Origin of the sequence: Streptomyces sp. NPDC052016, from assembly GCF_044548445.1 — a bacterium.
Lineage (GTDB): Bacteria > Actinomycetota > Actinomycetes > Streptomycetales > Streptomycetaceae > Streptomyces.
Genome location: NZ_JBIUBX010000003.1, coordinates 42,291 through 67,232, shown reverse-complemented (window position 1 = coordinate 67,232; position 24,942 = coordinate 42,291). Strand labels below are relative to the sequence as shown.

At 72.6% G+C, this 24,942-nt stretch carries 24 protein-coding genes, 1 other RNA gene and 4 pseudogenes; 16 read left to right on the top strand and 13 right to left on the bottom strand.

The genetic code is table 11. The features are described 5' to 3' along the window. Positions 1-2 precede the first annotated feature (2 nt). Complete coding sequence (locus tag ACIHAR_RS05320) at positions 3-1,334, top strand: MFS transporter (protein WP_400017106.1); 1,332 nt, start codon at positions 3-5, stop codon at positions 1,332-1,334. 1,131 nt (positions 1,335-2,465) lie between these two features. Here the strand turns inward: ACIHAR_RS05320 and ACIHAR_RS05315 are convergent. After that, complete coding sequence (locus ACIHAR_RS05315; RefSeq protein WP_365455067.1) at positions 2,466-2,699, bottom strand: hypothetical protein; 234 nt, start codon at positions 2,697-2,699, stop codon at positions 2,466-2,468. Positions 2,700-2,757: 58 nt separating this feature from the next. Between ACIHAR_RS05315 and map the strand changes: the two genes are divergently transcribed. Both map and ACIHAR_RS05305 read left to right on the top strand, forming a co-directional pair. After that, entirely contained in the window at positions 2,758-3,615 is an 858-nt protein-coding gene (map, locus tag ACIHAR_RS05310; protein ID WP_388750855.1) for a type I methionyl aminopeptidase, read from the top strand. 170 nt (positions 3,616-3,785) lie between these two features. Continuing rightward, positions 3,786-4,433, top strand: a complete 648-nt coding sequence (locus ACIHAR_RS05305) for a heme oxygenase (biliverdin-producing) (protein WP_400017102.1) — start codon at positions 3,786-3,788, stop codon at positions 4,431-4,433. Positions 4,434-4,499: 66 nt separating this feature from the next. Here the strand turns inward: ACIHAR_RS05305 and ACIHAR_RS05300 are convergent, their stop codons facing one another. Together ACIHAR_RS05300 and ACIHAR_RS05295 are read right to left on the bottom strand one after the other, a co-directional pair. Further along, complete coding sequence (locus tag ACIHAR_RS05300) at positions 4,500-5,108, bottom strand: hypothetical protein (protein ID WP_400017100.1); 609 nt, start codon at positions 5,106-5,108, stop codon at positions 4,500-4,502. Positions 5,109-5,220: 112 nt separating this feature from the next. Next, entirely contained in the window at positions 5,221-5,865 is a 645-nt protein-coding gene (locus ACIHAR_RS05295) for a PhzF family phenazine biosynthesis protein (RefSeq protein ID WP_365455055.1), read from the bottom strand. A gap of 100 nt (positions 5,866-5,965) precedes the next feature. On the opposite strand from ACIHAR_RS05295, the pseudogene ACIHAR_RS05290 reads away from it, so the two are divergent. From ACIHAR_RS05290 to ACIHAR_RS05280, 3 genes and pseudogenes are all read left to right on the top strand, one after another. After that, positions 5,966-6,433: pseudogene (locus ACIHAR_RS05290) on the top strand (iron chelate uptake ABC transporter family permease subunit); the annotation flags it as partial. Continuing rightward, positions 6,423-6,623: pseudogene (locus tag ACIHAR_RS05285) on the top strand (iron transporter); the annotation flags it as partial. The pseudogenes ACIHAR_RS05290 and ACIHAR_RS05285, both read left to right, overlap by 11 nt. Then, a complete protein-coding gene (locus tag ACIHAR_RS05280; RefSeq protein ID WP_400017098.1) occupies positions 6,571-7,584 on the top strand; it encodes a hypothetical protein in 1,014 nt (337 codons plus the stop codon). The pseudogene ACIHAR_RS05285 and the gene ACIHAR_RS05280, both read left to right, overlap by 53 nt. A 117-nt stretch (positions 7,585-7,701) precedes the next feature. On the opposite strand, the gene ACIHAR_RS05275 is transcribed toward ACIHAR_RS05280, so the two are convergent. The 3 genes from ACIHAR_RS05275 to ACIHAR_RS05265 all read right to left on the bottom strand — a co-directional run bounded on the left by ACIHAR_RS05275 (position 7,702) and on the right by ACIHAR_RS05265 (position 10,261). Then, positions 7,702-8,439 carry a bifunctional DNA primase/polymerase gene (locus ACIHAR_RS05275; protein WP_365455049.1) on the bottom strand — a complete coding sequence of 246 codons (738 nt, stop codon included), beginning with the start codon at positions 8,437-8,439 and terminating at the stop codon, positions 7,702-7,704. A gap of 122 nt (positions 8,440-8,561) precedes the next feature. Continuing rightward, a complete protein-coding gene (locus tag ACIHAR_RS05270; RefSeq protein WP_365455046.1) occupies positions 8,562-9,185 on the bottom strand; it encodes a TetR/AcrR family transcriptional regulator in 624 nt (207 codons plus the stop codon). Between the two features lie 71 nt (positions 9,186-9,256). Next, positions 9,257-10,261: a Gfo/Idh/MocA family oxidoreductase gene (locus tag ACIHAR_RS05265; RefSeq protein ID WP_365455043.1), complete on the bottom strand. Its 1,005-nt coding sequence runs from the start codon at positions 10,259-10,261 to the stop codon at positions 9,257-9,259. An 81-nt stretch (positions 10,262-10,342) separates the two neighbouring features. On the opposite strand from ACIHAR_RS05265, the gene ACIHAR_RS05260 reads away from it, so the two are divergent. From ACIHAR_RS05260 to ACIHAR_RS05250, 3 genes are all read left to right on the top strand, one after another. Then, entirely contained in the window at positions 10,343-11,680 is a 1,338-nt protein-coding gene (locus ACIHAR_RS05260; protein ID WP_365455040.1) for a multidrug effflux MFS transporter, read from the top strand. After that, the gene (locus ACIHAR_RS05255) at positions 11,599-12,801 is read left to right on the top strand and encodes a serine hydrolase domain-containing protein (protein WP_400017094.1); all 1,203 of its coding nucleotides are present in this window, start codon (positions 11,599-11,601) and stop codon (positions 12,799-12,801) included. The genes ACIHAR_RS05260 and ACIHAR_RS05255 overlap by 82 nt, the downstream gene beginning before the upstream one ends. A 138-nt stretch (positions 12,802-12,939) precedes the next feature. Beyond that, on the top strand, positions 12,940-13,926 hold the full coding sequence (locus tag ACIHAR_RS05250) for a small ribosomal subunit Rsm22 family protein (RefSeq protein ID WP_365455034.1): 987 nt from the start codon (positions 12,940-12,942) through the stop codon (positions 13,924-13,926). A gap of 1 nt (position 13,927) precedes the next feature. On the opposite strand, the gene ACIHAR_RS05245 is transcribed toward ACIHAR_RS05250, so the two are convergent. Beyond that, positions 13,928-15,571 (bottom strand): alkaline phosphatase D family protein, encoded by a 1,644-nt coding sequence (locus ACIHAR_RS05245; protein ID WP_400017092.1) that lies wholly within the window; start codon positions 15,569-15,571, stop codon positions 13,928-13,930. A gap of 145 nt (positions 15,572-15,716) precedes the next feature. Here ACIHAR_RS05245 and ACIHAR_RS05240 point away from each other — a divergent pair, with 145 nt between their 5' ends. Together ACIHAR_RS05240 and ACIHAR_RS05235 are read left to right on the top strand one after the other, a co-directional pair. Continuing rightward, positions 15,717-16,487: an SDR family oxidoreductase gene (locus ACIHAR_RS05240; protein WP_365455028.1), complete on the top strand. Its 771-nt coding sequence runs from the start codon at positions 15,717-15,719 to the stop codon at positions 16,485-16,487. A 459-nt stretch (positions 16,488-16,946) separates the two neighbouring features. Continuing rightward, positions 16,947-17,366 (top strand): annotated as a pseudogene (locus ACIHAR_RS05235) (ABC transporter ATP-binding protein); the annotation flags it as partial. Positions 17,367-17,384: 18 nt separating this feature from the next. Here the strand turns inward: ACIHAR_RS05235 and ACIHAR_RS05230 are convergent. Beyond that, positions 17,385-18,371 (bottom strand): aldo/keto reductase, encoded by a 987-nt coding sequence (locus tag ACIHAR_RS05230; protein ID WP_400017089.1) that lies wholly within the window; start codon positions 18,369-18,371, stop codon positions 17,385-17,387. A gap of 74 nt (positions 18,372-18,445) precedes the next feature. After that, entirely contained in the window at positions 18,446-18,772 is a 327-nt protein-coding gene (locus ACIHAR_RS05225; RefSeq protein WP_365455025.1) for a nuclear transport factor 2 family protein, read from the bottom strand. A 124-nt stretch (positions 18,773-18,896) separates the two neighbouring features. Here ACIHAR_RS05225 and ACIHAR_RS05220 point away from each other — a divergent pair, with 124 nt between their 5' ends. From ACIHAR_RS05220 to ACIHAR_RS05210, 3 genes are all read left to right on the top strand, one after another. Then, entirely contained in the window at positions 18,897-19,433 is a 537-nt protein-coding gene (locus ACIHAR_RS05220) for a DoxX family protein (RefSeq protein WP_400017086.1), read from the top strand. A 188-nt stretch (positions 19,434-19,621) separates the two neighbouring features. Next, a complete protein-coding gene (locus ACIHAR_RS05215; RefSeq protein ID WP_400017386.1) occupies positions 19,622-19,915 on the top strand; it encodes a MazG-like family protein in 294 nt (97 codons plus the stop codon). Positions 19,916-20,057: 142 nt separating this feature from the next. Next, entirely contained in the window at positions 20,058-20,390 is a 333-nt protein-coding gene (locus tag ACIHAR_RS05210; RefSeq protein WP_400017084.1) for a hypothetical protein, read from the top strand. 174 nt (positions 20,391-20,564) lie between these two features. Here the strand turns inward: ACIHAR_RS05210 and rnpB are convergent. The 4 genes and pseudogenes from rnpB to ACIHAR_RS05190 form a co-directional block, all read right to left on the bottom strand. Continuing rightward, positions 20,565-20,967: RNase P RNA component class A (gene rnpB / locus ACIHAR_RS05205), an RNA gene on the bottom strand. A gap of 115 nt (positions 20,968-21,082) precedes the next feature. After that, positions 21,083-21,829, bottom strand: a pseudogene (locus tag ACIHAR_RS05200) (DMT family transporter); the annotation flags it as partial. A gap of 52 nt (positions 21,830-21,881) precedes the next feature. Beyond that, positions 21,882-22,712 carry an AraC family transcriptional regulator gene (locus ACIHAR_RS05195; protein ID WP_388750827.1) on the bottom strand — a complete coding sequence of 277 codons (831 nt, stop codon included), beginning with the start codon at positions 22,710-22,712 and terminating at the stop codon, positions 21,882-21,884. Between the two features lie 72 nt (positions 22,713-22,784). Then, the gene (locus ACIHAR_RS05190) at positions 22,785-23,354 is read right to left on the bottom strand and encodes a Uma2 family endonuclease (protein ID WP_400017383.1); all 570 of its coding nucleotides are present in this window, start codon (positions 23,352-23,354) and stop codon (positions 22,785-22,787) included. 167 nt (positions 23,355-23,521) lie between these two features. Between ACIHAR_RS05190 and ACIHAR_RS05185 the strand changes: the two genes are divergently transcribed. Beyond that, positions 23,522-24,316 carry a MerR family transcriptional regulator gene (locus tag ACIHAR_RS05185; RefSeq protein WP_400017081.1) on the top strand — a complete coding sequence of 265 codons (795 nt, stop codon included), beginning with the start codon at positions 23,522-23,524 and terminating at the stop codon, positions 24,314-24,316. Further along, the gene (locus ACIHAR_RS05180) at positions 24,313-24,912 is read left to right on the top strand and encodes a hypothetical protein (RefSeq protein WP_365455011.1); all 600 of its coding nucleotides are present in this window, start codon (positions 24,313-24,315) and stop codon (positions 24,910-24,912) included. The genes ACIHAR_RS05185 and ACIHAR_RS05180 overlap by 4 nt, the downstream gene beginning before the upstream one ends. Positions 24,913-24,942: the final 30 nt, after the last annotated feature.

Below are 24,942 nucleotides of genomic sequence, written 5' to 3'. Positions count from 1 at the left end.
CCGTGAGCGACGACGCCCCCACACCTCCGGCCGTCGAGCGGCCGCCGTCCGGCCCTTCCTCCCGCCTGCGCGCCCTCCTGCCCGATCTCGCCCCCTGGCGTGCCTCAGCCGACTTCCGGCGGCTGTGGATCTCAGGGGTGATCACCAACTTCGGGAGTTTCCTGACGTTCGTCGCACTGCCCGTGCAGATCAAGGAACTCACCGGGTCGGCCGCGGCGGTCGGCGCGATCGGCGCGGTGGAGCTGGTGCCGCTGGTCGTGTTCGGGCTGTACGGCGGTGCGCTGGCCGACGCCTGGGACAAGCGCCGGCTGATCGTGTGGACGGAGGCCGGGCAGGGTCTGCTCTGCGCGGTGCTGCTGGTCAACGCGCTGATGCCGGCCCCCGCCGTGTGGCCGCTGTACGCGGTGGCCGCCCTCTCCTCCGCGCTGGTCTCGGTGCAGCGGCCGGCGCTCGACTCGCTGATGCCGCGGATCGTCGCGCACGAGCACCTGCCGGCCGCGGCCTCGCTTAACTCGCTGCGCTGGCAGGTCGGTGGGGTCGCGGGCCCGGCGCTGGCGGGTGTGGTCGTCGCCTACGCGGGACTCGGCTGGGCGTACGCCGCGGACCTGGTCACCTTCCTCGTCTCGGTGGTGATCTGCGTCCGTCTCGCCCCCTCCCCCGCCGCACACGAGGCGCAGAAGCCGTCGCTCACCTCGATCCTCGAGGGCGCCCGGTACGCCTGGAGCCGCAAGGAGCTCCTCGGCACGTACGTCGTCGACATCGCGGCGATGCTCTTCGCGATGCCGCTCGCGGTGCTGCCGTTCCTCGCGGACGAGCTGGACGCGCGGTGGTCGCTGGGGCTGATGTACGCGTCCGTCCCGGCGGGGGCGTTGCTGGTGAGCCTGACCAGCGGCTGGACCTCCCGGGTTCACCGGCACGGGCGGATCGTGGTCGTCTCGGCCGCGCTGTGGGGCGTGTGCGTCGCCGCCGCGGGGGCGGCCGGGAACGTCTGGCTGGTGCTGCTGTTCCTGACAGTCGGCGGGGCCTTCGACATGGTCAGCGGGATCTTCCGCGGGGCGATGTGGAACCAGACGATCCCCGACGAGCTGCGCGGCCGGCTCGCCGGTATCGAGTTGCTGTCGTACTCGGTGGGGCCGCAGCTCGGTCAGACCTGGGTGGGCGGGGTGGCCGCCTGGAAGGGCGTGCGGACGTCGGTGTGGTCGGGCGGGCTGCTGTGCGTGGGTGCGGTGGGTCTGCTCGCGCTGTGCCTGCCGAAGCTGATGACGTACGACGTGCGCACGAACGAGCACGCGGTACGGCTGCGCGAACAGCGCGCGACGGCGGCCCGCCCCTGAACGAGGACCGCCTCACGGGCCGCCTGGTCCCCGGCCCGTCAGCTGTTCGTGGCGCACCCGTGTCGTCGAGCGCCCCGGCATCGCCCTGCCGGCGGATCGTCCGGATATCGGGTACGGGCATCGCGCCGCCCAGGTCATCGCGCCGCCGGTGTCACGCCCTCCGGGGAAGCGGCCGCACGGCCGTGCGGCCGGGAGGCCGCCGCGGTGCGCGCGGGCGCGATTCACCCGACGCCGACACGTCACAACGGCGCCGACGGCGGCCCATTCCGGATCACCACCGCGAGCAGCCCCGACCTGATCAGCGGCAGCCTCGGTGACCCAGGCCGGGTGCGTGACGGCCGCAGCGAACCAGGCCGGCCAGTGGCGGCCGCTGCGACCCGGACCGGGGCCCACTCAGCCGCGGTCGGCGGCCGGACAGCCGCAGCCGCAGTAGGCCGACCGCACAGCGGCACCGCCCGGGGTCCGGCCGGCAGTGACCGCAGCGAGCTGGGCCTGGGTCACCGACAGCCGCAGTGCACTCGCCGGTCAGCGGGCGCGGCACTCGCCGGTCAGCGGGCGCCTCAGGGGACCGACCGGAAAGCGGCAGCCCGGTGGTATGGCCGGGCGGCAGCCGCAGTGGGCCGACCAGACAGCGGCAGCCGCAACCGACTGGGCGTGGTCAACCGGCAGCCGCAGCGGCCCGGGCCGGGTGCCGGGCAGCCCCGGGGGGCCGGCCGGTCGGCAGTGACCGCAGCGGGTTGGGCCTCACCGACAGCCCCAGCGTCCCGGACCGGCGTTCCCGGCAGCCCGGTGGGCCCGCAGTCGACAGTGACCGCAGCGAGCTAGGCCTGGTCACGACAGCCCCGGTGGGCCCGCCGGTCGGCAGTGACCGCAGCAGGCCGAGCGGTCGGCAGCGGTGGCGGGTCGGCCGGTCGGTCGTCGGTCGGACCGGGCGGGTCGCCGACCGCCACAGCGGACCGGACCGATGACCGGCAGCCGCAGTGGACCAGCGGGTCACCGACCGCCGCCGCGGCCCGGACCGATGACCGGCAGCCCCGGTGGACCTGCCGGTCAACGGCGGCCTGGGTGAGCCCGCCGGTCAGCGGCGGTCGCAGCGGGCCGATCGGGCGTCGGCCGCCGCAGGGCGGCCGGTCAGTCGTCGTCCGGGGTGGTGGTCGTCCGGGCGTCGTGCCAGCGGGGGTCGTTCTCCCACTGGAGGTTGCGCTCGCGCGCGGTCGCCATCGCTTGTTCGGCCTCGCCGCGGGTCGCGTACGGGCCGAAGCGGTCCTTGGCCGGGCACTCCGGCCCCTCCTCGACCTTCTTGTGTTCCAGGCAGTAGTACCACTCGCCCGGTTTGCCGACGGTCCGCTTCTTGAACAGGGCCATGACCAGCTCCTCTCGCCATCGACATGTTCCCCCATGCCCGCTGGTTAGACTCGCTTGCATGTCTGGCCAGTCGCTGCTCGTTCCCGGGGAGTTGTCCCCCACCCGTTCCGTGCCCGGAAACATCCGTCGTCCCGAGTACGTCGGCAAGCCCGCGCCGACCCCGTACACCGGGCCGGAGGTGCAGACGCCGGAGACGATCGAGGCGATGCGGATCGCCGGCCGGATCGCCGCGCGGGCGATGGCGGAGGCCGCGAAGCTGATCGCGCCGGGCGTCACGACCGACGAGCTGGACAAGGTGGCGCACGAGTACATGTGCGACCACGGCGCCTACCCCTCGACGCTCGGCTACCGCGGCTTCCCCAAGTCGCTGTGCACGAGCGTCAACGAGGTCATCTGCCACGGCATCCCGGACTCGACCGTCCTGCGCGACGGCGACATCGTCAACCTCGACGTGACCGCGTACATCGGCGGGGTGCACGGCGACAACAACGCGACCTATCTGGTCGGGGAGGTCGACGAGGAGAGCCGGCTGCTGGTGGAGCGGACCCGCACGTCCCTCGACCGCGCGATCAAGGCGGTCAAGCCGGGCCGGCAGGTCAACGTCATCGGCCGGGTCATCGAGTCGTACGCGAAGCGGTTCGGGTACGGCGTGGTGCGGGACTTCACCGGCCACGGCATCAACTCGTCGTTCCACTCCGGGCTGATCATCCCGCACTACGACAGCCCGCACGCCACGACCGTGATGCAGCCGGGGATGACCTTCACGATCGAGCCGATGCTGACGCTCGGGACGCACGAGTACGACATGTGGGACGACGGCTGGACGGTCGTGACGAAGGACCGCAGGCGGACGGCCCAGTTCGAGCACACGCTGGTGGTGACGGAGTCGGGCGCGGAGATCCTCACGCTGCCGTAACACCACCCCCCGCTGTCGCGCGAGCCCGCTCTCCTCGGAGGGCGGGCTCTTCGTCGTCGGGTTAGGTTGCCCCCAGGAGGTTTTTTACCGACCGGGCGTCGGAAAAGGTTGCCGACGGCAAGTCGGCAAGTCGTTGACTTAGGTAAGGCTAACCATAGAAGATCTGGGCCATGGACTCCTTCTCGACAGTCATCCGCACCGCGTCCCACGAGCAGCATGTGGAGGCGGAGACCTCGACGTTCATGAGCGACCTGCTGGGCGGCCGGCTCGGCGTCGACGCCTACGCGCGCTACACCGAGCAACTGTGGTTCGTGTACGAGGCACTGGAGGCCGGGGCCGGGCGGCTGGCGGCGGATCCGGTGGCCGGGCCGTTCATCCAGCCGGAGCTGTTCCGGCTGCCGGCGCTGGAGCGGGACCTGTCCCATCTGCGGGGCCCCGACTGGCGGGTGGGCCTGTCCGCTCTCCCGGCGACGCGGGCGTACGCGGAGCGGGTCCGCGAGTGCGCCGAGCGCTGGCCGGCCGGGTACATCGCCCACCACTACACCCGTTACCTCGGCGACCTCTCCGGCGGGCAGATCATCCGCGACAAGGCGGAGCGAACCTGGGGCTTCGAGAAGAAGGGCGACGGCGTCCGCTTCTACGTGTTCGAGGGGATCGGCAACCCCGCCGCGTTCAAGCGCGGTTACCGGGAACTGCTGGACGCGGTGCGCGCGGACGACCTGGAGAAGCAGCGGATCGTGGCCGAGTGCAAGCGGGCGTTCGCCCTGAACACGGCGGTGTTCAGGGCGCTGGGCGAGGAGTTCCCGCTGTCGGCGTGAGTCCCGCCGACGACACGGCCGGGCCCGCACTCCTCCGCGAGGGAGGAGTGCGGGCCCGGAGTCGTCTCAGCCGCGGTGAAGGTCGCCGTAGCTGTCGTCGTGCTTGTCGTCGTGCTTGTCGTCCTGCTTGTCGTCGTGCTTGTCGTCCTTCTTGTCGCCGTACAGGTCGACGTGCTTGTCGCCGTACTTGTCGTCGTGCTTGTCGTCCTTCTTGTCGCCGTACAGGTCGACGTGCTTGTCGCCGTACTTGTCGTCCTGCTTGTCGTCCTTCTTGTCGCCGTACAGGTCGACGTGCTTGTCGCCGTACTTGTCGCCGTACTTGTCGTCCTGCTTGTCGTCCTTCTTGTCGCCGTACAGGTCGACGTGCTTGTCGTCGTGCTTGTCGTCCTTCTTGTCGCCGTACAGGTCGACGTGCTTGTCGCCGTACTTGTCGTCGTGGCGGTCACCGACGTGGTCGGCGTCCTTGTGGAAGCCGAAGAAGTGGCCGCTGCAGTGGGCGCCGGCCCAGAAGAGGTCGCTGGAAGACGTGTCGATCCCGCCGATGTACGGGCTGCAGACGGTGTCGTCACCGCCGTCGAAGTGACGGAGCCCGTCATGGGCGGTGGCGCTCGCGGCGCCTGCGGCGGTCAGGGCGACGCCCAGGACGGCAGCGGCCAGGGCAGATCGGATACGCATGATGTTCCTCTCGCGGAGGCTGGGGTGGTCACGCCCAGAGGTAACCGTTCGCCGCCCCGCGCACACGCGCTACCACCCGTACGGAGGCGGGAAGGGTCACGGGTCCGCGAGGTCAGCGCTCCAGGAAGACCCGTCCGCCGATCTCCACCCAGCCGTACGGCTGAGGAGCCGTCAGAATCTGGGAGCCCATGCCCTGGGTGATGTTGAGGGCCCGCCCGAGCCGGTCCGTGAGCAGCAGGGCCGCCGCGCCCGTCGCCTCGTCCTCCTCGATGCCGTCGCCACGGCCGGGGAACGCCCGCGCGCGGATCCGCCCGGCCGACTCGTCCTCCCAGGCCCAGGCGTAGATCCACTCGCCGGGCGGCGGCACGGGCAGGTCGTCGACCTCGGCGGCGGTGGCGTACTGGCGCAGGGTGCGCGGCGGGGCCCACTCCGCGCGCGCCTCGATCCAGCTGAACTCGCCGTCCAGGCGGGCGCCCACCACCCCGGCGGGCGTGACGAGTTCGGGCACGTCCAGCAGCCAGGCCGTGCCCACGCAGGGGTGTCCGGCGAAGGGCAGGCGCAGGGTGGGGGTGTAGATGTCGACGACTCCGCGCTCGGGGTCGTCGACGAACACGGTCTCGCTGAAGCCGAGCTTCGCCGCGAGTTCCTGCCGGTCACTCCGCTCGGGCACCCGGGAACCGTCACGCACGACACCCAGTTCGTTGCCGTATCCGCCGTTGGGCGCGCAGAAGACGCGGAGCACGTCGTAATCAGTCACGCGGGCATTGAAACATCGCGCGGGCGGCCGGGTCCTCCGAGCCCGGGGCGGACGATCGCTGGTGAGTCAGGTACCTACCTAAGCTTCTGCTTCGACCGTCCTGGACAAGTCCGCCGAGTCCGCCGAGCCCGCCCCTCGTGTCGAGCCCGAGCCCGCCGCGGCCGGCTCCCGTCGGAGGCGCGGAACCGCCTGGCTGCTGACCGCCGGGCTGGTGGTGTGCCTTCTCGTGCTCGTGCCGGTCGCCGCCGGGCTGGGCGCGTATCCGGATGCCCGTCGGGGACGTGCTGACCTCCGTGCAGCACCGGATCGTCCTCGCGGGCGCCGCGTTGGACCGGGTCGCGGAGTCGGTGCTGTGGAACGTGCGGGTCCCGCGGATCGTGCTCGCGCTGCTCGTCGGGGTCTCGCCGGGGTGCGCGGCGCGCTGATGCAGGGGGTGTTCGGCCATCCCCTGGCCGAGCCGGGCGTCATCGGGATCTCCTCGGGCGCGGCGGTCCGGGCGGTCACCGCGATCGCGGCGGTCACCGCGATCGCGTTCGGCGTGAACTTCCTCGGCACCTGGATGGTCGCTGAAGGGCGTGTTCGACTTCCAGCCCGATCCGACGGTCCTCCAGGTCACGGTGTGGCTGCTGTACGTGGTCCCGACGCTCGCGCCGTTCCTCGCCCCGGTAGGGTTCGCCTCCGGGAAGGGGAAGGTGAAGGCACCTGATGACCAGGGAACGCAGCCTGACGACCGGCCGTCCACGGCTTCGCAGGCGTGACCGGAACGCAATCACGGCGGCCTCGCTCGTCGCCGTCTCGCTGACGGCGAGCGGATGCGTGGTGGTCCACGGGGAGCGCGAGGTGCTGCCCGCGGCCACCCGTGCCGAAGCCGCCGAGGCCGTCGCGCAGTTCACGACCGCGTACAACAAGGCGGACGCGGCGTACGACAGTTCCCTGGACGCCGAGCACACGACGGGGGCGCTCGGCGCGATCGACGCGGCCCGGCTGAAGGCCGGGCGGGTCAACCACCCGGACGGCAACCCGCAGCACACGCCGCTGGTGCTGACGGACGTGAAGTACACGATCGTCAAGAAGGCGGGCTGGCCGCGCTGGTTCGTCGCCGACGCGCAGGCCAACAAGGGCGGTGACGCGCGCTGGCTGCTGGTGTTCACCCGCAACCGCCTGGCGGACCCCTGGCAGGCGGCCTACCTGACCCTGGTGGCGCCGGGCGCGGTGCCGCAGTTCACCAAGGACAAGGACGGCTGGGCCGAGGCCGTACCGGCCGACTCGGCAGAACTGACGTGCTCTCCCCGTGATTTGAGCAAGGACTACGCGACGTACCTGAAGGACGGCGAAGGCGCCTTCGCCGACGGCAGGTACACCAGCGAACTGCGCTCCACGCGGGCGAAGAACTCCAGCAAGCCGGGTCTGGCCACGCAGTACATCGACGAACCGCTCACCAGCGGCGACTTCGCGCCGCTGGCGCTGCGCACCGCGGACGGCGGGGCGCTGGTGTTCTTCACCACGCACCACTACGTGAAGCAGACGGCCGCGGCGGGCGCCGCCGTGCCCACGCCGAACGCCAGCGTGCGGGCGCTGACGACCGGTGAGATCAAGCAGTCGCTGACGATGGAGTTCGTCGCGAACGAGGTGGCCATCGCCCCGGCGAAGGGGTCGGGGGACGGCAAGGTGTCGTTGCTGAGCCGGTTGGAGGGCCTGACGGCGGCCAAGGGGGAGTAGAACTCCTCGGCATCCGCCTGTTCGTCGCCGTGTGGGGCCGCGGGCGGTCCGTGGGCGGTCGTGTCCCCGCCGCGGAGCCGTCTGCCGGTCGTCGTCCCGCGCCGCTTCCGGGCCGGCTCAGTGCCGCAGGGGCCAGGTGGCCGCCGCTTGGTCCGGTGTCTCGCCGGCGTGCCGGGCGCAGGCGTCCGTCAGGGACTCCAGGAGGCTCAGCGGGTCGGGCAGCGGGTGTTCCGGGCCGCGGAGCCAGTGGACCGCCCGGCCGTCGTCGCCGGGGAGGCGGGCGGGCGGGACGAGGACGTAGGAGCCGCGGCAGTGCCAGCGCAGCCCGGGGTGCTCGTCCATGGTCTCGGGGTGGCAGTCCAGCTCGCAGGGCCACCACTCGTCCTCGTCCTCGGGGGTACCGCGGGTGAGGGTGAAGAAGAACATCCGGCCGTCGTCGCTGACGGCGACCGGGCCGACCTCGACGCCGGAGCCGAGCAGCCGGTCCAGGGCTGCCTGGCCCGCCTCCTGCGGTACGTCCAGGACGTCGTGCACCATGCCGGTCGCGGTGATGAAGTTGGCCTGCGGCTGGTGCCGGGCCCAGCGCTCGATCTGGGCGCGGTCGGTGGTGGACTGCGTCTGCCAGGCGAAGGAGACGGGGTGCCGGGCGGGGGTGGGACAGCCGACCCGGTCGCAGGAGCAGCGGTAGCCGGGGGCCGGGTGCGCGGCGGGCGCGAGCGGCAGTCCCGCTCCGGCGGCGGCGAGCAGCAGGGCCTCACGGCCGCCGTCGCCGGCGGCCTCCTTCGGGCGGCGTCCCCGCAGCCACTGGGAGAGTTTGCCCTGCCGGCCGGTGCGGCCGCCGTTCTCCGCGCTCATTTATCCCCTCGCCTCGCCGTGGTGCGGACAGCATGCCTTATCGTCCCACCATCCCGCGCATCGGGGGTCCGGAGTACCCAATCGGGGCAGGTCGGACAAGGGTACGGATGGGTCGCTACGGGTTACCGGGGTGCCAGGCCGTTGAGGGCGTAGTCGACGAGCGTGTCGGTGTACTCGTACGAGAGGGGGCCCGTGCGCTGGAGCCAGCGCTGGGCCAGCGGTGAGACGAAGAGTTCCAGGGCGATGCGCGGGTCGACGTCGGCGCGGACGTGCCCGGCGTCCTGGGCGGAGCGCAGGCGGTCGACGTACAGCCGCAGGTTGGGTTCGAGGAGCTTGGCGACGAACTCGCGGCCCAGCTGCTCGTTGACCAGGCCCTCGGCGGTCAGGGCGCGGGACGGGGCGTCGTAGCGGGGGTCGAGGAGTTCGTCGACGGTGGCACGCAGGACGGCCTTGAGGTCGGCGGCGAGGTCACCGGTGTCGGGGATGGCGTACGGCACCTGCCCCGCTGCTTCGGCGGCCTGCTCGCCGAGGTCGAGGAACGCCTCCAGCAGGACGTCGGCCTTGGAGCCCCACCAGCGGTAGATGGTCTGCTTGCCGACGCCGGCCCGGGCGGCGATGCCCTCGACGGTGGTCTTCGGGTAGCCGACCTCGCCGACGAGGGCGAGGGCGGCTTCGTAGATGGCGCGTCGGGACCTCTCGCTGCGGCGGGTGGTGTCGGGGGCCGGCTTTCCGGGCTGGGTGACCATGCGACGACCGTACCAAGGCGGTGAGACGGGGCGTCTCGCTCCGGCCTCGGCGAGACGCCCGCGCGGGAGGCCTACGCGGCGGCCTCTCCCGGGTAGCGCACCCCGATCCCCTTCCGGATGGCGTCCAGCGTCCGCATGACCGCGAGCGTGCCGTCGAGCGGGACGAGCGGGGACTCGGTCTCGCCGGCCCGGATCGCCCGCATGACCTCGCGGGCCTCGTGCCGGAAGGTGGTGCGCGGCCCGTCGGCCGGGTCGGCGGCGAACTCCTCGGGGTCACGGCCGGCGCGGTGCAGGACGAGCAGGTCGGGGTGGAAGAAGCCGGACGGGATGTCGATGCGGCCGCGCGACCCGGTCACGGAGGCCGAGGTGCCCGTCCCGCCGACGACGGAGCAGTGCAGCGCGGCGAGCGCGCCCGACTCCCAGGACAGGGCCGCCGCGGTCTGCAGGTCGACGCCCTCGGGCGAGAGGACGGCCTGCGCGGAGACGCCGGTGGGCTCGCCGAGCAGCAGGTGGGCGAAGGAGACGGGGTAGACGCCGAGGTCGAGGAGGGCGCCGCCGCCCTGGGCGGGGTCGCGCAGCCGGTGCGAGGGCGGGAAGGGCCCTTCGAGCCCGAAGTCGGCCTGCACGGTGCGCACCTCCCCGATAGCGCCGTCGTCGATCAGCGACTTCAGGCGGCGGATCAGCGGGTTGCAGTACATCCACATGGCTTCCATGAGGAAGCGCCCGTTGTCCCGGGCCAGCGCGACGAGTTCCTCGGCCTCGCGGACGTTCAGCGTGAACGGCTTCTCGCACAGCACGTTCCGCCCGGCCTTCAGGCACAGGCCGGCGGCCGTCCGGTGGGCGGCGTGGGGGGTGGCGACGTAGACGACGTCGATGTCCTCGTCCCAGGCCAGCTGCTCCCAGTCGCCGTACGCCCGGGGGATCCCGAACCGCTCGGCGAAGGCCTGCGCGGAGGTCTCGGTGCGCGAGGCGACCGCCACGACCTCCGCGTCCGGCAGGTCGATCAGGTCCGCCGTGAAGGCGCCGGCGATGCCGCCGGTCGCCAGGATCCCCCACCGCACGCTGTCCGTCGTCATCCCGCCCACCCTCGTGCCGTCCCATCGGTCTGTTCGAGCTGAGAGCATAAGTGGCGAAGATGACGGAGAGGGAGGGGCCACATGCCCGAGGGTGGGGCGCCGATACCGGGCGTGTCGCACACAACCGAGACGAAGACGCACCAGCTGGGCCGGGCATCGCGCGCACAGCGCCGCACCGGCCTCCTCGTCATCCTCGTGCTGGGCGGACTGACCGCCACTCCCCCGCTGGCGATGGACATGTACCTCCCGGCGCTCCCCGAGGTCACGCGCTCCCTGCACGCGTCGGCCGCGACCGTCCAGCTGACGCTGACCGCCTGCCTGGCCGGCATGGCCCTGGGCCAGCTCGTGGTCGGCCCGATGAGCGACCGCTGGGGGCGCAGACGACCGCTGCTCGCCGGACTGGCCGTGTACGTCGTGGCGACCGCCCTGTGCGCGCTGGCTCCGACGGTCGAGCTGCTGGTGGCCTTCCGGCTGGCGCAGGGGCTCGCGGGCGCGGCCGGCATCGTGATCGCCCGGGCGGTGGCACGGGACCTGTACGACGGCGTGGCGATGGCCCGCTTCTTCTCCACCCTGATGCTGGTCTCGGGCGTGGCGCCGGTCGTGGCGCCGCTCATCGGCGGGCAGGTCCTGCGGGTGACGGACTGGCGGGGCGTCTTCGTGGTCCTCGTGGTCGTCGGCGTTCTGCTGACCGCGCTGGTGGCGGCGAGGCTCCCGGAGACCCTGCCCGCCCCCGAGCGCCACTCCGGGGGCGTGGGCGAGGCCCTGCGCTCCATGCGCGGCCTGCTCGCCGACCTGCCCTTCACCGGCTACCTCCTCACCGGCGGCTTCGCCTTCGCCGCGCTGTTCGCCTACATCTCGGCCTCGCCGTTCGTCGTCCAGGAGATCTACGGCGCGTCTCCGCAGACGTTCAGCCTGCTGTTCGGGGTGAACTCGGTGGGGCTGGTCGCGGTCGGTCAGCTCAACGGCAAGGTGCTGGTGGGCCGGGTCCGCCTGGACCGGGTCCTCGCCGTCGGCCTGACGATCGTGGTGCTGGCCTCGGCCTCCCTGCTCCTGATGGCGGCCGGCGTGTTCGGCGAGGTGGGGCTGGGGCCGGTGGCGGCCGCCCTGTTCGTGCTGATGTCGGCGATGGGCGTCACCCTGCCCAACGCGCAGACACTCGCCCTGATGCGCGTCCGGCACTCCGCCGGTTCCGCCTCCGCCCTGCTGGGCACGTCCTCCTTCCTCATCGGCGCGATCGCCTCGCCGCTCGTCGGGATCGCCGGCGAGGACACGGCCGTACCGATGGCCGTCGTCCAACTGGTGGCGGCACTGGTGGCGCTCGCCTGCTTCGTGGTTATGTGCCGTCCCTGGACGACGACGGGGGCGGAGGACGAGGGTGCCCCCGCCCGGGCGGCGTCGGGAGTGAGGGAGGAGAGCTGAGCGCACCGAGACTGCGCGTCGACACCCCGGAGCGTGCCGGGCTCGACCCCGAGGAGATGCGTCACCTCGTACGCGACGTCGTGGACTTCACCTGCGGCGACCGTCCCTGGGCGGCGGGCGCCGTCGTGGTGGCCGGGCGCGGCCCGGTGATCGCCGTGCAGGAGGCCGTGGGCTGGGCGGTGCGGTACTCGGCGTACGACCCGCGGGCCGACGCGGGCGTGGAGCTGCCGCCCGAGGCACGCGTCCCGATGACCGTCGGCACCCCCTTCGACCTGGCCTCGCTGACCAAGCTGTTCACGTCGGTCGCGGCCGTCCAGCAGATCGAGCGCGGCACCCTCGGCATCGACGCCCGCGTGGGCGCCTACCTGCCCGACTTCCGCGCGGCCGCCGCCCACGACATCACCGTCCGCCAGCTCCTCACGCACACGTCCGGCCTGCGCCCCGAGCTCCCCCTGTACGACTGCCGGGACGACGCCGAGCGCCTGGGCCTGCTGCGCGCCGAGGCCCCGATCCGCCCACCCGGCACGTACCTCTACTCCGACCTGAACATGCTGCTGCTCCAGCAGCTCCTGGAACGCCTCACCGGCCGCACCCTCGACGTCCTCGTGCACGACGGCATCACCCGCCCGCTGGGCATGACGTCCACCTGCTTCGGCCCGTGCCCCGGCGCCGCGGCCACCGAGGACCAGCGCAGGCCCTGGGCGAAGGCGGACCGGGGCATGCTGCGGGGCGTGGTCCACGACGAGAACGCCTGGGCGCTGGGCGGTGTGGCCGGTCACGCGGGCCTGTTCTCCACGGGCCGCGACCTGGCCGTGTTCTGCCGCACCCTGCTGGCGGGCGGCTCGTACGGGCCCGCCCGCATCCTCGGACCGGACTTCGCGGAGCTGCTGCTGACCCCGCCGGGGCTGGGCTTCGCGGTGGACCAGCCGTGGTTCATGGGCGAACTCGCCGGAGAGGGAGCCGCAGGCCACACCGGGTTCACCGGAACCTCGCTGGTCCTCGACCCGGCGACGGACACGTTCCTGGTCCTGCTGGCGAACACGGTCCACCCGGTCCGCAGACCACCGGACAACGCCCCCCGCGCACTGGCCGGCACACGGATGGCGACGGCGGTGCGCTGAGACCACCGGGCCGGACCGGGGGCCTGCCGGGGGCCTGCCGGGGGCCGAGGGCCTACCGCGCCTCGCGTCCCACCGCTCGGGGCCCGGCCGGGGCGGGGACCTCGTCGAGCAGCGGGTGGGACCTGAGAAAATTGTCGGGTGAACGTCTCCGTATCCGCCTCCGAGAATCTCCGTGGTGCCCTCACGGGGCTTCTCGACGGGCTTCCGCCGAAGCAGGCCGCGCAGGCCGTCGAGCGGCTCATCGCCAACTACCGGGGGGCGACCCCCACCGACGCCCCGATCCTGCGCGACCGCGCCGACGTGGCCGCGTACGCCGCCTACCGCATGCCGGCGACCTTCGAGGCGGTGAGCGCGGCCCTGGAGGCGTTCGCGGACGCCGTACCCGGGTGGACGCCCGGGAGTCATGTGGACGTCGGCGGCGGCACCGGCGCGGCGACCTGGGCGGTCGGCGCGACCTGGGCCGGGGAGCGTCCGGTGACGGTGCTCGACTGGTCCGAGCCGGCCCTCGCGCTCGGCAGGGAGATCGCCGCCGCCCACCCGGCCCTGCGCACCGCCCGCTGGCAGCGCGCCCGCATCGGCACGGCGCTCAGCCTCGACCCCACCGACCTCGTCACCGTCTCCTACGTCCTCAACGAGCTGCCCGCCGCCGACCGCGCCGCCCTCGTGGACGCCGCCGCGGCCGCCGCGCAGGCCGTGGTGATCGTCGAGCCCGGCACCCCGGACGGGTACGCCAGGATCATCGAGGCCCGCGACCGCCTGGTCGCCGCAGGTCTCCGGGTCGCCGCGCCCTGTCCGCACAGCGCCGCGTGCCCGATCGTGCCGGGCACGGACTGGTGCCACTTCTCGGCGCGGGTCAGCCGTTCCTCCCTGCACCGGCAGGTCAAGGGCGGCTCCCTGCCGTACGAGGACGAGAAGTTCGCCTACGTCGCCGCCGCCCGCTTCCCGGTCGCGCCGGCCCCCTCCCGGGTGGTGCGGCGCCCGCAGATCCGCAAGGGCCAGGTGCTCCTCGACCTCTGCGAGGCCGAGGAGCGGCTGGAGCGGACGACGGTGACCAAGCGCCACGGCGACCTGTACAAGGCGGCACGGGACGCGGACTGGGGCGACGCCTGGCCTCCGGTGGCGTAGGTCAGGCCGGTTCGAGGCCCTGCTCGCCGACCCGGGTGACGAAGGACGCGGCCGTGCTGACGGGTGCGCCCTGCCGGGTCACGTACGGCACGGTCTTGAAGTCGGCGCGCGCGAGGTCGCGGCCGAGGGAGACGGTGACGTAGCCGCGCCGCCCGTTGTAGAACTTCAGGTGCGGGTTGGCGGTCGTGTACGTGGTCCAGTTCGCGGGCTTGTCGGAGCCGTCGCGGCCGCTCGCGATCGACGTGGCGACGATCTCCGTCCCGAGGGTCTTCGAGGCCGGGTCGTCGAAGTCGTCCTTGATGTCGAAGGCGTACCCGACGTGCACGTCGCCGGTGAGGACCATCAGGTTGTCGACGCCGGCGGCCTTCGCGCCGTCCAGGACGCGGCGGCGGGAGGCGCGGTAGCCGTCCCAGGCGTCCATCGACAGCTTGGCGACCGGGTTCAGGTCCAACTTGCGCTGCGAGAAGGTGACCTGCTGCGGCACGACGTTCCACAGCGCCCGCGAGGCGCGCCAGCCGTCGAGGAGCCAGCGCTCCTGCGTGGCGCCGGTCATCGTGCGCGCCGGGTCGTCGATGTCGGGGCCGGGGAGCTGCGCGCCGTCGCCGTAGGCCTGGTTCGAGCGGTACTGGCGGGTGTCGAGGACGTCGAACTGGGCGAGGTCGCCCCAGTGGAGGCGGCGGTACAGCCGCATGTCGGAGCCGTCGGGCAGCTGGGGGCGGCGCAGCGGCTGGTTCTCCCAGTAGGCGCGGTAGGCGGAGGCGCGGCGTAGCAGGAACTCCTCCGGCGGGACGGTGTTCTCGGGGGTGTCGCCGGCGTAGTTGTTCTCGGTCTCGTGGTCGTCCCAGGTGACGACGAAGGGGTGCGCGGCGTGCGCGGCCATCAGGTCGGGGTCGGACTTGTAGAGGGCGTACCGCAGGCGGTAGTCCTCCAGGGTCACGGTCTCGCGGTCGAACACGGCGGGGAGCGTGCGGTCGGTGTAGTTGCGGTGGTTGCCGACCGAGTTGATGGCGTACTCGTAGAGGTAGTCGCCGAGGTGGAAGACGACGTCGACGTCGTCCTGGGCGAGGTGGCGGTACGGGGTGTAGTAGCCGTCGGCGTAGGCCTGGCAGGAGACCGCGGCGAGCGTGAGGCGGCCGGTGCCGTGGGCCCGGGCCGCGGGGGCGGTGCGGGTGCGGCCGGCCGGGCTGACCCAGCTGCCGACGCGGAAGCGGTAGTGGAGGACGCGGTCGGGGGCGAGGTGGGGCACCTCGACGTGGACGGTGTGGTGGAACTCGGGGTGGGCGGTGGCGGTGCCGCGTCTGACGATCCGTCGGAAGTTCTCGTCGTGGGCCAGTTCCCAGCGGACGGTGACGCGCTGCGCGGGCAGGCCGCCGTCGGGCTGGTAGGGGGCCGGGGCGAGGCGCGTCCACAGGAGCACCGAGCCGGGCAGCGGGTCGCCGGAGGCGACGCCGAGGGTGAAGGGGTCGTCGGTGATCCGGGCGGGGTCGAGTTCGGCGGCGGCCGCGGTGCCGGCGGTGGGCAGGTTGACCGCGAAGGCGAGCGCGGCGGCGGCGCCGGTGACGGTGAGGAAGCGACGGCGTCCCAAGTGGCGGGCCGCCTCGCGGAGTTGGGGGGCGTGCTGCGACGGGTGCGCTGCGGGTGTCATTCCGGTCCTCCCCTGACGATGGGTGCAGGAGGCATTGGAATGGCCGGGAACGACCCGGGAGCGACCGGTGATGGGCGCGTGCACAACAGTCCCGTGGCGGAAGAACGCGTTCCGCATGTCGGGCCCTGCCGTACGCTGCGGGCCCATGAACGCGAAGCGAACCGCCGGGAAGTCGAAGATCGCCGTGGTCACCGGTGCCGGTTCCGGCATCGGCCGCGCCGTGGCCGTGGAACTGCTGCGCACCGGCTGGTCGGTGGCCCTGGCCGGCCGCCGCACCCAGCCCCTGGAGGAGACGGCCGCGCTGGTGCCCGAGGCCGCGAGTCTCGCCGTGCGGACGGACGTCTCACGCCCCGAGGACGTCGCGGCCCTCTTCGCCGCCGTACGCGACCGGTTCGGGCGGCTCGACCTGCTGTTCAACAACGCGGGCACGTTCGGTCCGGGCGGGGTGCCCGTCGAGGACCTCTCCTACGACGCCTGGCGGCACGTGGTGGACACCAACCTCAACGGGGCGTTCCTGTGCGCGCAGGCGGCGTACCGGCAGATGAAGGAGCAGGACCCGCGGGGCGGCCGGATCATCAACAACGGCTCCGTCTCCGCCCACACGCCCCGCCCGCACTCCGCCGCCTACACGGCGACCAAGCACGCCCTGACGGGTCTCACCAAGTCCCTGTCCCTGGACGGCCGGGCGTACGGCATCGCGGTCGGGCAGATCGACGTCGGCAACGCGGCGACCGACATGACGGCCCGGATGCGGACGGGGGCCCTGCAGGCCAACGGGGAGATCGCGCCGGAACCGGTGATGGACGTCGCGGACGTGGCGCGCACGGTGCGGCACATGGCGGAACTGCCCCTGGAGGCGAATGTGCAGTTCGCGACGGTGCTGGCGACGGCGATGCCGTACGTGGGGCGTGGTTGAACGGGCAATCCTCACAAACGGATTGCGACCTTCCGCTCCATTGCCGCCGGTCGGAGACCTATGCTCGACGCGTCTCCACGAGACCTTCACAGTTGGAAGGCCGGGCTTCCGCCGGTCGCACGAACCACAGTGTGGGGGGAGTGCGGCAGCCGTTCCACGGTACCGGGTGGGGGTGGGCCTCGCGGGGGAACCGCGAGGTGCGCACCGGACCCTGGAACGGCTGCCGCGCCATGAGGGGTTCCAGGCCTCAGCGAATTCTCATCCCGAACCGCCGCATTCCCAGCCCCCGCACATCCTTCACCCATGCCGACTCAAAGGTTCGTCCCTAATTTGAGGCCGCGCCCACAGCGGGCGCCAAGAACCTTTCGAGGAACGGGATGTTGGCATCTATCTCAAGCGCGAGCTGGGCCGGCGCAAGAAGGCGGCCCTCGTCGTCGCACTGGGTCTGGCGCTCGGTAGGCGTTCAAGCTCATCCCGACCCTGACCGCACAGGACGAACGTCGAGACGGCCCTGGTGCCGCTCGGCGTGAAGCCGTGCGAGCGGCACGAGCGTGCGGCCGAGGCCCTGCGGACCGTGGGCCTGGGCGAGCGGCTGTCGCACGTCCCGTCCGAGATGTCCGGCGGCCAGCAGCAGCGCGTCGCCATCGCCCGCGCCCTGGTGAAGAACCAAAGGTGCTCCTCGCCGACGAGCCCACCGGCAATCTCGACGAGGGCACCCGCGACGACATCATGGCCCTTCTGGAGGGCCTGTGGCGCGAGCACGGGCTGACCTTCGTCATGGTCACCCACGACTCGTCGATCGCCCGCCGCGCCCCGCGCCTGGCCACCATCAGGTCGGGGCGGCTGACGCTGACCGAGCAGGCCGTACGCGCCGGGTGAGATCGCCCGGAGGGCCGCTCACCGCCCGAGGATCCGGTCGGCCTCGGCCACCTGCCCGGCAGTGAGCGGCCCTTTCCCGATCGCGCCCGCGTTCTCCTCGGCCTGGGCGACCGAGCGGAACCCGGGGATCGGCACGGTCCGCGGGCTGCGCGCCCACAACCAGGCGAGGGCACCCTGCGCGATGGTGCGGCCGCCGCTGGTGAGGACGTCCCTGAGGGCGTCGACCCGGCCCAGCCAGTCCGGGTCCGCGCCCGACCCGTCCGCGAACCCCTTCAGCCAGACCGGCGGACGGCTGCGGATGTCCCCCGCCTCCAGGGCCTGCCCGTCACGGCGCCTCCCGCCGAGCAGCCCCATGGCCAGCGGGCTGCGGTTGACGCTCGCCAGGTCCAGCTCCTCGCACAGGGCGAGCATCTCGGGCGCGTCCTGCAGCACGTTGACCGCGTGCTGGACCGCCGCGCAGTGCTCCCCCTCGGCGAACACGGCGGCGCGGGCCGGGTCGTCGGTGCTCCAGGCGTAGGCGCGGACGAGCCCCTCCGACACGAACTCCTCGCACAGGTCGCGCAGTTCGGCCGCCTGCGCGGGGTGGGCGTCGGAGAGGTGCAGCTGGTACAGGTCGACGTGATCGGTGCCGAGCCGGGCGAGCGAGGCGGTCAGAGCGGCACGCGCGTACTCGACGGAGGCGTCCTGCCCGTACAGCGTCCTGGTGCCCTCGTCGAAGAGGTTGCCCCACTTGGTGGCGACGACGACCTCGTCCCGCCGCCTGCCGAGGGCCCGCCCGAGGATCCGCTCGCTGTGCCCGGTGCCGTAGACGTCGGCGGTGTCGAAGAAGGTGACACCGAGGTCGAGGGCGCGCCGGATCGCCCGTACGGACTCGTCGTCGTCGACCTTGCCCCACCCCAGCGGCTGCCCGCCCGCGTCCTGCCACTCCCCGCCGACGGCCCAGCACCCGAAGCCCAGTGCGCTGACCTGTATGCCGCTACGTCCCAGTGTCCGGTTGGTCTCCATGCCCACGGACGGTAGGAGTTCGAGCGCACCCGAAGGCAAGGGCCGTACCGCTTTCGACGTCCACGCCGTGCTGTCTACGCCTGCCCTGTCTCGAAACGGGAGATCCGCCCGTCGTCCTCGACCACGAAACGCCACCGGGTGCGCATCTCGCCCCAGGTGTCGTTGCTGTAGCGGGCGATGAGGGCACGGCCTCCGCTCGACTCGTTGTCGACCTCCATGTGACCGTGGGAGGAGAAGATCTCCCGGTCGATCCACTCGGCGAGGTCACGGTCCGAGCCGTCGTCCGCCATGGTCGCGTCCGGCGTGAGGAGGCTCAGGAAGGCCTCCCGGTCATGGGCGTTGACGGCGGAGACGAAGGCCCGGACGGCCGGGTCGGTGAGTTTTCCGGTCTGGATCGTCATACGCGCCAGCGTCACACCGCACCCGGGACCCCGCCACCCGAACGGCGCCCGGGCGGGCGGGCAGGCGCGGGGGATGCGACGGTGGAAAGGCGGAGGGGGTCGTTCCCGTCGTCTGGAGTGCACCGTGACTAGTTACGACCGACGTGATCTGGGGCTGCTGCTGCTTCGGCTGGGCACCGGAGGAGTCCTGGTGGCCCACGGCACGCAGAAGCTGTTCGGCTGGTTCGGCGGGCACGGTCTGGAGGGGACCGGCCGCTTCATGGAGTCCGTCGGCTACCGGCCCGGCAAGGCCAGCGCGGCTGCGTCGGGCCTGGCGGAGACCGGCGGCGGCACCCTTCTGGCGCTGGGCCTGGCCACCCCGGCGGCGGGCGCGGTGGCGGCCGGCGCGATGGCGGGGGCGTCCGCGGTGCACGTACCCAACGGCTTCTTCGCGGAGAGCGGCGGCTACGAGCACGCGGCCTCCCTCGGCCTGACCGGCGCGGCCCTCGCCATCGCCGGTCCGGGCCGCCTCTCCCTCGACCACGCCCTCGGCCACACGGTCAACCGGGGCTGGATGGTCCCGACGGCCCTGGGTGTCGCGGCGGCGGCCACCACGGTGATCGTGGGCCTGAGGAACCAGCGGCTGCGGCGACGGGAGGAGGAGCCGCTGTTCGAGGACTAGAAGCGTGGGGCAGGCTTGCGCCCATGAGCGACAGCGACACCACCGACCTCAAGGACACCGGTCTCGGAGAAACGGACCTCACGGATACCGACCTCAAGGACGCCGACTCCCGGGAAACGGACCTCGGGGACGCAGGCTTCGGAGACGCCGGCCTCGGGGACACCGGCCTCTGGGAGACCGTCGACGCCCTGTGGGCCTGGCTGGACGCCGATCAGCCGGTCGGCGGGCGCGAGGGGCTGCTGCTGCGCATCCTGAAGTTGTCGGAGGAGGTCGGAGAGACCGCCCAGGCGGTGATCGGCGCGACCGGCCAGAACCCCCGCAAGGGCACCAGCCACACCTGGGAGGACGTCGGGTCGGAGCTGTGCGACGTGGTCATCACGGCGCTGGTGGCGCTGCGTACCCTGACCCCGCAGGCGCGGCAGGTGTTCGCCGGACACCTGGCCCGCGTGGCGGAGCGGTCGCTGGGCACGACCGCCCCGTGAACCCCGGCCACGAACACAGGGCCATGAACGGCGTCACCGGTCCCGCGCGGAACGTGCCCTGAGAGTGAAGGACTGCTGTGGCAGTGGAGCACGACCTGCGGTCTAACTCCGTCTTCGCTCCGCCCGAGGACGACCCGTCCGCATGGCAGGCGAGCGTGGAGACGTTCCGGGATGCGCTGGAGCGGGCTTTCCCCGACGCGTTCCTGGAGACGAGCACCTCCTCTCCGCGCGATGTGCCGTCCTGGACTTCGCGATCGAGGTGGCACCGGACGTCTTCGTCTCGGGAACGGCCGCCATGCCCGCCCCGGACTACGCCCATGTCAGCGTCATCGACGTCACCGCACACGCGGCGGCCCTGTTCGCCCGGTGGCTCCGTGACTCGTACGTCCCGTCACCGGCCGGCGTGCGCTTCCTCGCCCTCGTCCTGGACCCGGCCGCCGCTCCCGCGGAGGCCGCCCAGGCCGTGGCCCGCTGAGCAGCTTCGTCATGGAGAACGGCGACGAGACGCCCTGGCCCCTCCCGGCGACAGGCGACGCCACGGAGATCGAGGCCGTACTGCGGAGCCACTTGGCCGCCGCCGAGTGACCGCCGTGGGACCGCTCGACCAAGAGTTGTGCGAGCGAACGCGAGGGCTGTCGAGGAGCAGCGGCAGACGAGTCGGGCTATACGCCGGGTTCTGTTCCGGGGGGTCCTCTCGGGCCCCTCGGCGACGGCCATCCATCTAGGACCGGCGTTGCCGCCGGCCTCGTGCGGTCTACCCGCGGACTCGGGCGGGCAGCCCTCGATCGTCCGCGCAGAAACACCGGGGTGTTTCCTTTTGACCTTGCTCCGGGTGGGGTTTACCTAGCTGCCCAGGTCACCCTGGGCACTGGTGGTCTCTTACACCACCGTTTCACCCTTACCGAGGACCGAGGTCCCCGGCGGTCTGTTTTCTGTGGCACTGTCCCGCGGGTCACCCCGGGTGGCCGTTAGCCACCACCCTGCCCTGTGGAGCCCGGACGTTCCTCGGGAAGCCCCCTAGGGGGACTCCACGCGGCCGTCCGCCCGGCTCGTCTGCCGTGTCGACCATGGTACCGGGCGGGCGGCGCGCTTCGGTCCCTCGGCCGTCGCGAGCACCGAGCCCGCCAGGATGAGGGCGAAGGCGGCCAGGGCTCCGGCCGTCAGGGGCTCGTCCAGGAACAGGGCGCCCGCGGCCACCGCGACGGCCGGGTTGACGTACGTGATGACCGTGGAGCGGGTGGGGCCGATCTCCTTGATCAGTTCCAGGAAGGCGACGAATGCCACGGCCGTGCAGACCACGCCCAGGGCGGCCAGCGCCGCCAGGACCTCGGGGGCCGGCGTCGTGGCGGGCCAGGACGCCGCCGCCGCGGGCGCGTAGACCAGCGCCGACAGGGTCAGGCAGGGCGCGATGAGCTGCAGGGTGGGGACGTCCTTGAGGCGGCGGGCCGCGATCAGGGGCGCGGTCGCGTAGCCCACCACCGTCAGCAGGACCTCGCCGAGCGACTTCACGTCTCCCCCGGTCAGGTGCGGGACCGTGAGAACTCCTACACCGCCGAGGCCCAGCGCGAGGCCCGCGATCCGTCGTGTCCCCAGCACCTCCGTGTCGCCGAGGAACCGGGCCGCGAGGACGCCGACGATCGGGACCCCCGCGATCAGGAGGCCGGCGGTGGAGCTCGACAGATGCCGCTCGGCGTCCGTGAGCGTGAACCACGGCCCGATGATCTCTATGCACGCGAAGGCCAGCATGGGCGCCCAGTGCGCCCGGACGGTCCGCAGCAGGCCTCCCTGCCGGATCGCGAAGGGCAGCAGGAGGAGTGCGCCGAGCGCACAGCGCGTGAACACCACCATCGACGGGGAGAGGTCCTCCACCGCCACCTTGATCAACAGGTAGGGGATGCCCCAGACCACTCCCATCAGGGAGAACAGGAACCAGCCGCGTGCAGTCATGCGGCGAGTGTCGGGCCTCTCACCACCGGCCGTCTTGAACGCTGTTGCGGTACGCCGCCGGCGTCACGCCCAGCACCCGGCGGAACCAGCGGGTGAGGTGCGCCTGGTCCGCGAAGCCGACGAGCGGGGCGACCTCCGCGGGGCGCAGCCCGGCGTCCAGCAGGCCGCGCGCCCGGTGCACGCGGTACTGCGCCAGCCAGGCGTACGGCGGCACCCCCGTCGCCGTACGGAAGGCCCGCAGGAGCTGGTAGCGGGACAGGCCGAGGTCGGCGGCCAGGTCGGCCAGGGACGGAGGCGCCAGCAGTTCGTCGGCCAGACGGTCGCGGACCGTGCGGGCCACCCGGTCCGCGCCGGGCACGGAGTCGGGGGCGGACCGGGCCGTGGAGTGGCGGCGGGCCAGGGCCGTGAGCAGCCAGGGCAGACGGGACTCCGCCTCCAGGGGGTCGGGGCACGCGCTGAGGCCGGTGTGGGCGGCGCGGAAGGCGGCGGCGAGTTCCGGGTCGTCGATCAGCGGTTCGCGGAAGTGCGGTACGCCACCGAGGGTGCCCTCGGTGAGCAGGGCCGGGCCGGCGTACAGGGCGCGGTAGGCGTAGCCGTCGGTGGTGTTGCCGGGGCCGCCGGTGTGCATCTCGCCGGGGGCGAGGACGACGATGGAGCCGGGGCCGGTGTGGATGCGCCCGCCCCGGTAGTCGATGATCTCCGACCCGGCGACACAGACGCCGACCGTGAACTCGTCATGGGCGTGCGGGGCGTAGACGTGCTTGTCGAAGCGGGCGGTGAGCAGGTCGACGGGCGGACCGCACCGGCCCAGCCGCGCCCTGGTCCACCGGGCCTGTTCCCGTGCGCTCACCCCGCGCCTCCTCACGCTCGGGGAGTGCAACGCCCCGAGGCCCTGCTTCATGCCCGGGTTCGAGCCCTGGGCTCAGAGGAGGTCGCCGGTCTCCAGGTCGAAGGCGAAGGGCTCCGGGAGGGCGAGCGGTTTACCGAAGGGGAGGGTGCGGTGCTCGCGGTAGTCGTCGTGCTGCGGGTCGCTGAACACCGTGATCTGGGCTGTCTCGCGGTCCACGAGCAGGTAAAGGGGGATACCTCCGCGGGCGTAGCAGCGGCGTTTGGTCTCGCGGTCTGCCTCGGGCTTGGTGGAGGTCACCTCCAGGACCATCTCTACGCCGTCGCAGGGCATCCAGGAGTCGGCGCCCCGGTAGAGCCGCAACTCCGAAGGGGCGAACGTGCCGTCCGGGATCACGTGGTTCTTGGGGCAGGCGCCTCCGCTCCGCAGTTTCAGTCCCTTGTTGCCGGAGAAGTCCATGTCGGTCCGGGACCGCCTGATCACCTGCTTCATGATCCGATTGATGTAGTCCTCGTGATCCCCGTCCGGCGGCGGTGTCACTAGGATCTCCCCCTCGACAAGCTCCGCCCGGAAACCCTCCGGGGTGTCCAGGGCGAGAAAGCCCTCCAGCAGGACGTCTTCCTGCGTGAGCGGCTCATGGGCCATGGCAGTCATGTCACGCCCCTCCTTCGGTCGCTCGCCAGACTCGGACATCGCTGGTCACCTGTCCGTGAGATCGGGAACCGTTCCCTCGATCGTGGCACACGATCACCGGCCCCGTCAGAACACCGCTCGCTTGACCCTGCCGCGACGTCAACGTCTGTACTGGTCCCATGCGGATCGGAGAACTCGCCGAGGCCGTCGGCGTCACCACGCGGGCCGTCCGGCACTACCACCACCTGGGGCTGCTGCCCGAGCCGGAGCGGCGGGCCAACGGGTATCGGGACTACACGCTGCGGCACGCGGTCGTGCTCGCCCGGATCCGGCGGCTGACGGAGCTGGGGCTGGGGCTGGCCGAGGTGCGGGACGTGCTCGCGGACGATGCCGGGAAGGACCTCGTCGAGGTGCTGACCGAGCTGGACGAGGACCTGGCCCGGCAGGAGTCGGCGATCCGGGAGCGCCGGGCGCGGCTGCGGGCGCTGCTGGACGCGGAGGCGCTGCCCGCCGAGGGTCCGGTCTCGCCGGAGCTGGCCGCGCTGTTCGCGCGGACGGCTCCCCTGTCCGACTCGCCCATGGCCGCCAAGGACCGCGAGGTGCTCGCTCTCATCGAGACGGCCGCACCTCCCGCGGAACGGGAACGGCTGATGGCGGTGGTGGGCGCGGTGCTGGAGTCGCCGGAGGCCGTGGCCCGGGCCAACGAGGCGTACGCGCTGCTCGACGCGCTCGTCGGCGTCGATCCCGGCGACCCCCGGGTGGAGGCGGCCGCCCGCCGGCTCGCCGAGTGCACCCCTCGGGAGCTGCTGCCGGAAGGGGCCGCCATCGACCACGACAGCAGTTTCCTGCGTGCGCTCTACGCCGACTTCGCCCCGGCACAGGCGGAGGCGATCCGCCGGGCGCTGCGGATCCTGACCGATGCGCGGACCGACGGGACGACCGACGGGACGACCGATGAGGAGGGTGCACGGTGAGGCTGGGGTACCTGCTGGTCCGGCACGAGGTCCGGCTGCTGGTGAGCCTGCTGCTGTGGGTGGCCCGGCGGCGGCACGGGGTGGGTGACGGGCGGGCGTTCGGGTACGCGCGGGGGCAGGGCGCCGTGATGGCGGGGTTCGCCTTCGTATGCGTGATCGAGACGTTCACCCTGTCCGTGCTGCTGCGCGACTGGCCGACCGTCCACGCGGTGGTGCTGTTCCTGGACGTCTACACGGTGGTCGTCGTGATCGGCCTGTACGCGGCCTGGCAGGTCCGCCCGCACGTCCTGCACGACGGCAGCCTGCGCGTCCGTCGTGCCGTCCACGTCGATCTGCGGATCCCGCTGGAGCGGATCGCGGCCGTACGGCAGGAGCTGCGCACCACGCACGAGCGCGTCGACGGCGAGCTGAACCTCCCCGTGGGCTCACAGACCTCGGTCACGCTGGAGCTGACCGAACCGGTCGCCCATGTCACCTTCCTCGGCCGTCGCCGGGAGGTGGGCGTGGTGCGCCTGCACGCGGACGACGCCCGGGGCCTCCTCCAGGCCCTCGCACCGGCTCTCGCCCGGGCGCGGGACGGGTCCACCGCGCGATGAGGGCGGGCTGCGGCAACCCCGTACGCTGGC